Origin of the sequence: Faecalicatena contorta, assembly GCF_021531995.1 — a bacterium.
GTDB lineage: Bacteria > Bacillota > Clostridia > Lachnospirales > Lachnospiraceae > Dorea_A > Dorea_A contorta_A.
Genome location: NZ_JAFBIZ010000147.1, coordinates 1 through 6,014, shown reverse-complemented (window position 1 = coordinate 6,014; position 6,014 = coordinate 1). Strand labels below are relative to the sequence as shown.

Here is a 6,014-nt window from a genome sequence, read left to right as displayed (position 1 = left end):
GTTAATATGCGGCAGCATTTATCACATGCTTGATGACCTGGGCTGAACTGCGACCAGCCTTTGCTAAACGGCGATACCCATGCGCTGAACGCGCTTCAGCGCATGGGCTAATCGCCCGGAATAATCACTCTTCCTCCCTTGTATTTTTATATCAAAATTAGATAATTATTTATTATCCTTGGTTCATGGCAACTTCTTTATAAATTATAATTCATTTATTTCACCCTGACAATATCCCTGTCACAAAATTGGCACACTTCTGCGATTGTAACGCAAATTTACCCATGCTAAAATGAGTATTGCTTATAGTTTTCTTATTCATCAGCACCCTGACCGGTGCTTTTTTTGTACCCAAAACCGTACTGACAGCAAGCCACTATCTGTACGTACACCATACGCACAGAATCCTATACGCAGGCTGTACGTATAGATATACGTACAATTACAAATACGAAGGGAGACCATATATGAAAACACGAGAACAGATATATAAAGGCGAAGGGGCAGCCCTTCTTCGGATTCTCACTACATATCACGCTTTGCATTATGAACAGGTGCTGCAGCTTTTTGATAAAAACAGGAATTCTATCAAATCTCTCATCACCAGTTTGACCAAACAGGGGCGGATTTACCATGATAAAGAACAGCATTTACTATGTGACACTGAAGAGTCTGCTAATTCACCAGATATGGGAACTATTGCTGCCTTCTGGGTTCTTCTGGATTTTAAAAAGGCACTCATCTACCATACCAGCGGTGATTTTCCCGTTAAATTACATTTCTTTTCCCATGACGAAACCTATGAAATCATTTATGTTGCTAATGGGCAGGAAGCGTTGATGAACAATGTATTTGAAAGTATTCCTCCAAGGGAAGCATTACGAATCATCATCATTGAATCGGAAAAACAAGCGGGAAAACTTACGATTGATGGTGTGGTTGCCTACTGCATGGTCACCCCTGACGGCTCTGTCAGCTACTACCAAAAGAAAGAGGTTTCATGAACACAAATACAAGAATCATATTTCAGAGATTACAGGGTGTGGAAAGCGAGATAGAAAAGCTCAGAAACACCCTTTTTGCTTTGAAAACTACAGACATTGAAAAATATGGTGCAAATTATGAAGCACTAAGCACCGATGCTGCCTTACGGTCAGAACGTATCACCTGCCAGCTCAGGAATCTGGTCTATATCACTGATTTCTCTGGCAAGAACAGTTATCTAGAACTTGCTGCAGACGCACAGGGAATCGTTATCTCACAGGAACAGGAGATTTTGTCTATTATCCTTCCAGGACTTCTCCCCAAAAGAAAAGCCCGCACTAATATGGCATTTCTTCATGAGCCCTTGAATTATGCTCTGCAGGAATATGTAAAAAGCCACGACTTGGCTCTGTATAAAGACTGTGTGGTCTGCTTCAGCCAGATTTATGATCGTACTCTTTCCAGCCAAAGGGTTCGTGACTATGACAATCTGGAATTCAAGCAGATTCTGGATACGATAGCAACTTACGTTTTATTGGACGATACCGGATTGTACTGTGATTCCTATCATACAACAGAATTTGGTAATGCAGATTCGACAGTTGTCTACATCATGGAAAAATCTGCCTTTCCGGATTGGGTGAAAGCGCATAAAGAGCTATTGGAAACTATATCGGAAATTTCCTGATTTTCTTACCTATTTTTCCGACATAGGTAAAAAGAGGATTGAAGCATTATATTTCTATGCTTTTTCTACCACTGACAAAAGCCATTTTACCCAAGTACAGGCTAACATCGGTAAAAAATGAATTGAGGTGATACTTATTTGCTAAGACCAGACACCCAGAAATTCAGGCTGCTGGAACTTATCGGAATCTGTGGGGAATTTCCTGCGGATCAACTGAATCGTCTTTTTACAAGTCCTTCTTATGCTGAAAAAATCATCACTGAACTGAAGGCCGAAAAGCTCATCCGTACTCACTATAAGGATAAACTCAGAGGATACCGACTGACCAAACGTTCCAAGGAACTGCTCCTCGCCTACTATCCTGACCGCTTCCACTGCTATCTATGTGGAAATACTGAGACTAATGTTATCCGAAGCGAACCGTCACGCCGCATCCGTCTTCATCAGAAGGCACAAACATACCTGACGTTGCTCCATGCCGGAATCCCATTTTATCCGGATGTAAAACCACATATTTTTTCTGTGGAACGCGAAGCTGCTTCCATCCATATGCGAAGCCTTCCTTTATTTTATTCTTCCAGAGAGATTAAAGAACTTGGGGCAGCAACAACAAAAATCAAAAGTTCCCGGAGTATGGGAATTCTGATGGCACCCCATTGTGTTTATGTTATTTACAATACCGGGGGCGGCATCCTCAAGTGGGAGTATAAAACTGAAGTGCGCCTCAATGCTTTCCTGCAACATTATCTGCAGGGATATCCTTACTCCGGACATCCGAAAATTCGTGCAATTATGCTTGGTGACAATATGGAAACTGCTTTCAAACTGCTGACCAGCACTGGTGGCTACAAGCGAAGCCTCTTTATGCTGGACACCTCGTTTGAACATTTCCATTATCTCCCCAACGATCTTCAGGGGGAAACATTGATGCAGCTATTAGCAAACCCGGCAATGACAAAACAGCTTAACGAATTATTACTATCGGATATGAACGCTCGCCAGGAAGAAATACCACTGGAGCATGATGCAGTAACCAAAGATGGAAACCCTGCACTTCTTGCTTATGATTTTGACATGCAGCGAATCAATCGATTCAATACCGGACTGAATGTTTACAGTCTACACGGAAACCTGATCTGTTTTGACTTCCAGATACCAGTTCTCAAAGAATACCTCACAGCAGACATTCAATTCTCCAGTATTGACCTTAACAAATTCAGAAGGGGGTTTTTACATGAACCGTAAATGGTGGAAGCTCATCTATTTGCTTCCAATCTGCCTCTGCACGCTCTATGCTGGCGGCTATGTGGCACAATTTATTTATAACTACCAAACCTGGAGTGCTGCCGGAAACTTTGCTGGAAATGGTACTTACCCCCAGACAGCCTCCCTACATCCAAAAGCCTGCCTTATGGCATTGACACAATTCCCATATAACCTGTATGGAATTTTTTTATGCCTTCTTGCTTTTGGTCTTCTAACCTTCTTAGTGATGCGGATGGGATATGACAGAAATGGTGAAATTTTCGATAAGGAGCGAAATCTAAACTACTCTACCAAGGGTACCTATGGAACTTCCGGATTCATGACTCCGGATGAGATGCACAAAGTCCTGGAACTAACTGATCATGTGAAGAAAAATAAAGGAACAATTCTTGGCAAGCTAAACGGAAAAGCGGTTTGCCTTCCTTATGAAACACGCATGAATCGAAATGTTGCAGTTTACGGTGCCAGTGGTTCCATGAAATCCAGGGCTTATGCAAGAAATATGATTTTTCAATGCGTTGCCCGTGGAGAAAGCCTAATTATAACCGATCCAAAATCAGAATTATATGAAAGTATGGCAGGATATCTGGAGAACGAAGGATATACTGTTCGGTGTTTCAATCTGGTCAATCCAGAAAACTCAGATGCCTGGAACTGTCTGATGGAAATAGACGGTCAGGAAACTATGGCCCAGGTATTTTCGGATGTCATCATTCAAAATACCGGTTCTGCCAAAGGAGATCATTTCTGGGACAATGCGGAATTAAACCTTTTAAAAGCCCTGGTTCTTTACGTGGAACAGGGATTCCCTCCAGAGTCCAAGAATATCGGTCAGGTTTATAAATTACTGACGTTGAGTTCCGAAAAGGAACTAAATAGTCTTTTTGACCTGTTACCCGTATCCCATCCGGCAAAAGTCCCTTACTGCATCTATAAGCAGGCAAGTGATACGGTAAGATCCGGCGTGATCATCGGTCTGGGTGCCAGGCTGCAGGTTTTTCAAAATAAACTGATCCGACAGATCACATCTTATGATGAGATCGACCTGACACTTCCGGGAAAAGAAAAATGTGCATATTTCTGCATCACTTCCGATCAGGACAGTGCCTTTGACTTCCTGTCATCCCTGTTCATGACTTTCGTATTCATCAAACTGGTACGATTTGCAGATAAGCATGGTAAAAATGGGCGTTTGCCGGTCCCAGTTCATATCCTGGCAGACGAGCTTGCCAATACAGGTGCCATTCTGGAACTGAACAAAAAGATCAGCGTCTGCCGATCAAGGGGACTAAGCATTTCCTGTATCTTTCAGAACCTGCCCCAGATGCAGAACCGTTATCCATATAACCAGTGGCAGGAAATCATCGGGAATTGTGATACCCAATTATTTTTAGGGTGTACAGATGAGGTCACTGCAGAATTCATCAGTGCCAGATCCGGAGATGTAACGGTAGGGGTTAGTTCTGAAGCCAAACAGCTCAATACTTGGCGGGTATCCGACTATTCTCCAGAATACAGAAAAACCCAATCCATTGGAAAACGCAAACTTTTAACTCCGGATGAAATTCTCCGTCTTCCACTGGATACCGCTTTGGTCATTCTACGCGGGCAAAAAGTTTTGAAAGTAGAAAAATATGATTATACCCTTCATCCAGATGCCAAAAAGCTTGTCACAAAGAAAGCATCGGAACATATTCCAAAATGGCGAGAAAATGGACAGACAAAAGAATATGACTACCTCCCAAAGCCACAAGCAAAATCCCAGAAACGGCGTACATATACACCATCAAAAAAGACAAAAGAACCGGTCCTCCCAATTCAGGACCCCGTCTATCAGGAACCAGATTATGATGACCTTCCAAAAGATTTGTTAAAAGATGACTGGAAAAATTCGTCTGAAATGGTTCCTTTAGATAAAAATTCCATCATGTCATAAACGAAAGGAGAACATTTATGTCAAACGAAATGATTACCAACACTACTGTATTAACTCTTGATTCCGATACCGTATTGGAAACTGCCCAGTCAAAGGCGGATCTGATCTGGCATGAAATCCAGAACGCATACCGTACCAGGAAGATCCTGACTGGTATGCTCGGCGGAATTGAAAAAACGGAAACCGGCAGTCTAATCGCAATTATTTACTACAAAGATTTCCGGACTGTCATTCCAGTCACAGAAATGATGATCAATCTGGTACAGGATGATGCCCATGATTATGGGGAACTGTCCCTACGCCAGAATAAGATTCTCAACAATATGCTCGGCTGTGAGATTGATTTTATTGTAAAAGGACTGGATGCAAAGACGCGCAGCATTGTAGCAAGCCGTAAAGAAGCCATGCTGAAGAAACGACAGATTTTCTATCTGGAGAAAGATGCAAACGGCACCCCAAAGGTACACGAAGACCGTGTCGTGCAAGCAAGAGTCGTTGCAGTCGCTGAAAAAGTGGTACGTGCTGAAATATTTGGAGTGGAAACATCCATCTTGGCCCGTGACCTTTCTTTCGACTGGCTCGGCGACGCCAGGGAACGCTTTCATGTCGGTGACCATATCCTGGTACGTATACTGGAAGTAAATACAGAAGATCCGGAACATGTCACCGTCCGGGCAGATGTAAAAAGTGTGGAAGGCAATACCAGTAAGGAAAACATGAAGAAATGTAAAGTCCAAGGGAAATATGCCGGCACTGTAGAAGACATTCACAAAGGTACCGTATTTGTCCGGCTCTCTATTGGAGTCAACGCCATTGCCCACTCCTGCTATGACAGTCGTACCGTTGGAAAGAAGGACAACGTCTCTTTTGTCGTAACTCATATAGATGAAGAACGGAATGTGGCAGTAGGAATCATTACCCGGATTATTAAACAGAATCTTTAAATAAAGCAGGGAGTCGGCACTTGGTCCGCTCCCTGTCAAAATTAATTGGGTTCTTCATTTTATGCAAAACCTCTTAGCTCATCATCATTCAATAACAAACCATATACTATTTTTTGCTGATCCCTTGTTTCTACACCCATGTCAAAAAGATTTTTCAAATTCTCTGAAAGCAACTCATCTTTATGAGATATAAAAT

At 42.4% G+C, this 6,014-nt stretch carries 5 protein-coding genes; all 5 read left to right on the top strand.

Annotated features, from left to right (window positions below; genetic code table 11):
• Positions 1-467: 467 nt before the first annotated feature.
• The 5 genes from JQM82_RS14085 to JQM82_RS14065 all read left to right on the top strand — a co-directional run bounded on the left by JQM82_RS14085 (position 468) and on the right by JQM82_RS14065 (position 5,818).
• Positions 468-1,004: a DUF5697 family protein gene (locus tag JQM82_RS14085; RefSeq protein WP_235251032.1), complete on the top strand. Its 537-nt coding sequence runs from the start codon at positions 468-470 to the stop codon at positions 1,002-1,004.
• A complete protein-coding gene (locus JQM82_RS14080; RefSeq protein ID WP_235251031.1) occupies positions 1,001-1,672 on the top strand; it encodes a DUF6100 family protein in 672 nt (223 codons plus the stop codon). The genes JQM82_RS14085 and JQM82_RS14080 overlap by 4 nt, the downstream gene beginning before the upstream one ends.
• A gap of 138 nt (positions 1,673-1,810) precedes the next feature.
• Positions 1,811-2,917: a hypothetical protein gene (locus JQM82_RS14075; RefSeq protein WP_235251029.1), complete on the top strand. Its 1,107-nt coding sequence runs from the start codon at positions 1,811-1,813 to the stop codon at positions 2,915-2,917.
• Positions 2,907-4,874 (top strand): VirD4-like conjugal transfer protein, CD1115 family, encoded by a 1,968-nt coding sequence (locus JQM82_RS14070; protein ID WP_235251027.1) that lies wholly within the window; start codon positions 2,907-2,909, stop codon positions 4,872-4,874. Before JQM82_RS14075 ends, JQM82_RS14070 begins: the two co-directional genes overlap by 11 nt.
• 17 nt (positions 4,875-4,891) lie before the next feature.
• A complete protein-coding gene (locus JQM82_RS14065; RefSeq protein WP_235251025.1) occupies positions 4,892-5,818 on the top strand; it encodes a S1 RNA-binding domain-containing protein in 927 nt (308 codons plus the stop codon).
• Positions 5,819-6,014: the final 196 nt, after the last annotated feature.

Bases quoted from the DNA above. Each gene is read 5' to 3' on its own strand.
- JQM82_RS14065 (WP_235251025.1), top strand. From the start codon at position 4,892: ATGTCAAACGAAATGATTACCAACACTACTGTATTAACTCTTGATTCC.
- JQM82_RS14080 (WP_235251031.1), top strand. From the start codon at position 1,001: ATGAACACAAATACAAGAATCATATTTCAGAGATTACAGGGTGTGGAA.
- JQM82_RS14085 (WP_235251032.1), top strand. From the start codon at position 468: ATGAAAACACGAGAACAGATATATAAAGGCGAAGGGGCAGCCCTTCTT.
- JQM82_RS14070 (WP_235251027.1), top strand. From the start codon at position 2,907: ATGAACCGTAAATGGTGGAAGCTCATCTATTTGCTTCCAATCTGCCTC.